Origin of the sequence: Candidatus Palauibacter australiensis (assembly GCA_026705295.1) — a bacterium.
Classification (GTDB): domain Bacteria; phylum Gemmatimonadota; class Gemmatimonadetes; order Palauibacterales; family Palauibacteraceae; genus Palauibacter; species Palauibacter australiensis.
The window spans coordinates 1-3,726 of sequence record JAPPBA010000119.1; the positions used below are offsets into that span (position 1 = coordinate 1).

Genomic DNA, 3,726 nt, shown 5'->3' on the forward strand with positions numbered 1-3,726 from the left:
CGCTCAGCGCGATCTTGCCCGGATCGTCCGCGTTCGTCACCCGGATCTTGACCGAGGCGGTGTCGGCAAGCTCGCCGTCGCTGGCCTCGACACTCACCGTGTAGAGCGTGTCGCCGCTCTCGTAGTCGAGCGCCGCGCCCGCTCCCACCGTGATCTGGCCCGTCCCCTCGACGATCCCGAACAGCGCCTCATCGTAGCCTTCGGCGAAGCTGTAGGACAGGGAAGGGCTGTCCGAATCGGTCGCCGTGACCGGCGCGCCAACGTTCGTGCCGCCCGGCGAGTTCTCCGGCACCTCGCGCTCGTACACGGCGGCGAACGAGGGCTTCGTGTTCGCGGGCAGCACCTTCACCGCCGCGCTCACCGCCCGCTTGCCCCGTCCGTGGCCGTCGGTGTAGGTGAACACCGCGCGCAGCCACTTGCCCGCATCGCCCGTCACGGGGTTGTACATCCGGCCCGTGCCGATGTCGTTCCACGAGTTGCCGTTGCGTGAGCGTTGCCACCGGCGGCGCATGCCCGCATCCCGCACGCCGTCCTCGTCCGTCAGCGTCGCGGTAAGCTCGACGCCCACCCGCGCCACCTCGGGGCTCAGCGCGACGGTGCCCGGATCGTCCGCGTCGGTCACGCGGATGGTCACCGAAGCCGTGTCGGCGAGCTCGCCGTCGCTGGCCTCGACGAGCACAGTGAACAGCGTGTCCGTGCTCTCGTAGTTCAGCGCCGCATCCTCGGCCACCTTGATCCGGCCCGTCGTGCCGTTGATCTCGAACGCGTCGTCCCCGGTCAAGAAGGTGTACGTCAGTTCGTCGCCGTCCTCGTCGGTGGCCGCCACGCGCTCGCCGACCTTCGTGCCGGCCGGCGAGTTCTCCGGCACCTCGCGCTCGAAGGCGTCCGCGCCGAAGTCGGGCGCGGCATTCGCGGGCAGCACCCGCACCGCCTCGCTCACCGCCCGCTTGCCCGGACCGTGGCGGTCGGAGTAGGTGAACACCACGCGCAGCCACTTGCCCGCATCGCTCGTCACGGGGTTGTACATCCGGCCCGTGGCGATGTCGTTCCACGAGTTGCCGTTGCGTGAGCGCTGCCACTTGCGCCTCCTGGTCGCGCTCCGCACGCCGTCCTCGTCCACCAGAGCAACGGTCATCTCGACGCCCACCCGGGCCACCTCCGGGCTCAGCACGACCTTGCCGGGCTCGTCCGCGTTCGTCACGCGGATCGTGACCGGGACCGTGGCCGCGAGTTCGCCGTCGCTGGCCTCGACGCTCACCACATAAACCGTGTCCGCGCTCTCGTAGTTCAGCGCCGCGTCCTCGGCCACCGTGATCCGGCCCGTCGTCCCGTCGATCTCGAACGGCACTTCGTCCTCGCCGGTGACGAGGCTGTACGTCAAGTCGTCGCCGTTCTCGTCGGTGGCCGTCACGGGCTCTCCCACCGCCGTGCCGGGAGCCGAGTTCTCCGGCACCTCGCGCTCATAGCTCTCCGCATCGAACACCGGCGCCTTTGGGGCCGTCTTGGCCGTACCCTCGCCCGGCTCCGACCACTCGCCCGCGCCCTCCGAACTGATCGCGCGCACCTGCACCTCGTACGTGGTTTCGCCCTCCAGTCCCTTGATCGTGTGAGACAGCACCACGCCCACCACGGGCGCGTCCTTCCACTCGCCGTCCGGCTTCACACGGTAGCGCAGATCGTAGCCCGTGATCTCCGGGCCATCGTTCGCGGGGGCGCTCCACGACACCTCCACCTCCTCGGTGCCCTCCGTCACCTCCGGCGCGTCCGGCTTGCCGGGCGCCGGCACGTCCGTCACCCGGATCGTCACCGCCGCCGTGGCCGCGAGCGGCCCGTCGCTTGCCTGGACGCTCACCTCGTAGGCCGTCTTGCCGCTCTCGTAGTCCGGCGCCGCGCCCTCGGCGACCTTGATCTGGCCGGTCGTCCCGTCGATCACGAACGGGACTTCGTCCCCGCCGGTGACGAGGGTGTACGTCAGGTCGTCCTGGTCTTCGTCGGTGGCCGTCACCGGCGCTCCGACCGCCGTGCCGGGAGCCGAGTTCTCCGGCACCTCGCGCTCGTAGGTCTCCGCGTCGAACGACGGCGCCCGGTTGTCCGGCTCCGTCGTCCCCTCGCCCGGATCCGACCACTCGCCCACCCCCTCCGAACTCTCCGCGCGCACCTGCACCTGATACGCCGTTCCGGGTTCGAGGCCCTCGATCTTGTCCGCCAGCACCGCGCCCAGCGCCGCCGGTGCCGTCCAATCGCCGTCCGCCGTCGCCCGATACCGGAGATCGTAGTTCGTGATCTCCGGCCCCTCGTTCGCGGGCGCGCTCCACGACACCTCGACCTCTTCGGTTCCGCCCGTCACGGTCGGCGCGGCCGGCTTGCCCGGAGCGGGTACGTCCGTCACCCGGATCGTCACCTCCGCCGTGTCCGCCAGCGTCCCGTCGCTCGCGATCACCCGCACCGCATGCAACGTGTCGCCGCGCTCGTAGTCGAGCGCCGCCCCCTCGGCCACCCTGATCTGGCCGCTCGCCGCCACGATCTCGAACAGGCCGGCGCCGCCCTCCGAGAAGCTGTACGTCAGCGCGTCCCCGCCCGTGTCCAGGGCCGTCACCGGGCCGCCGACCGCCGTGCCCGCGTCCGAGTTCTCCGCCACCGATCGCGTGTACGCGGGCCGGCCGAACCTCGGAGCCGCGTTCCTGACCGTCACCTCGAACGGCTGTTCGGCCGTGCCGCCGTGGCCGTCCTCCGCCGTCACCGTGACCGTCGCCCCGCCCCGCTTGAGGCCGAACACCGCCACCTGGCTCCCCCTCACCGAGACCCCGACCACGTCCTCCGCCGAAGACTCCGCCCGGTAGGTGAGATCGTCGTTCTCCGGATCGCTGAACGCGCTCGACACCTCGACGTACTCCGTTCCGCCGTGGTCCACCGACACCGGGCCGAGCGTGCCCACCGCCACCGGCGCCCCGTTCGGCACCGTCACTGCGAACGCCTGCGAGACGGACGCGCCCTCCGGGTCCCGCGCCATCACCTTCACGCGGGCCTCGCCTCGCGACACGCCCGTCACCGCCACCTCGCTCCCGGACACGTTGACCGTCGCCGCCGCCTCGTTCGACGACACCGCCTCGTAGGTGAGCGCGTCGTCGTCCGGGTCGCGGAAGTGCGGCGAGGCGTCCACCACCTCCGTCTCGCCCGGCGCGACCGTCAGCGCCGGGATCGCGCTCGCCACCTCCGGCGGCCCGTTCTCCCCTTCGACCGTCACGCCGAACTCCTGGTCCGTGCGCCCGCCGTGCCCGTCGTCGGCCGTCACGGTCACCCTCGCGGTGCCCTTCTTCAGGCCCTCGAACCTCGCGCGGTCCCCGGTCATGCCCACCGCCAGCACGCCTCCGTCCGAGGAGACCGCCGTGTACGTCAGCGTGTCGCCCTCCAGGTCCCCGAAGTGTCCCGACACCGCCACGCTCGCCGTGTCGCCCCGCCCGATCGTCCGGTCCGGGATCGTGCCCAGCCGCTCCGGCGCCTGGTTGGGAACCGTCACAAGGAACTCGTGCGACACCGACGCGCCGTGCTCGTCCTCCGCCGTGACCGTCACTGTAGCATAGTTACATCCAGTAGCGTCCAAAGATGTTCCAGAAAGTATCTCATATCGTTGCTATTCATAGGTTTGTACCTACCCTTGCCCACGCTCAGGTTCCCGCCACGTTCCTTGACTTCCGATCCGATCCCACATATTATGAGGTAATGGAT

Annotated in this window: 1 protein-coding gene; it reads right to left on the reverse strand. The window is 70.5% G+C overall.

Annotated elements, in window-relative coordinates; genetic code table 11:
* On the reverse strand, positions 1-3,571 hold a 3,571-nt coding region (locus OXN85_09260; GenBank protein MCY3600147.1), incomplete at its 3' end, for a cadherin domain-containing protein.
* Between the last annotated feature and the right edge of the window lie 155 nt (positions 3,572-3,726).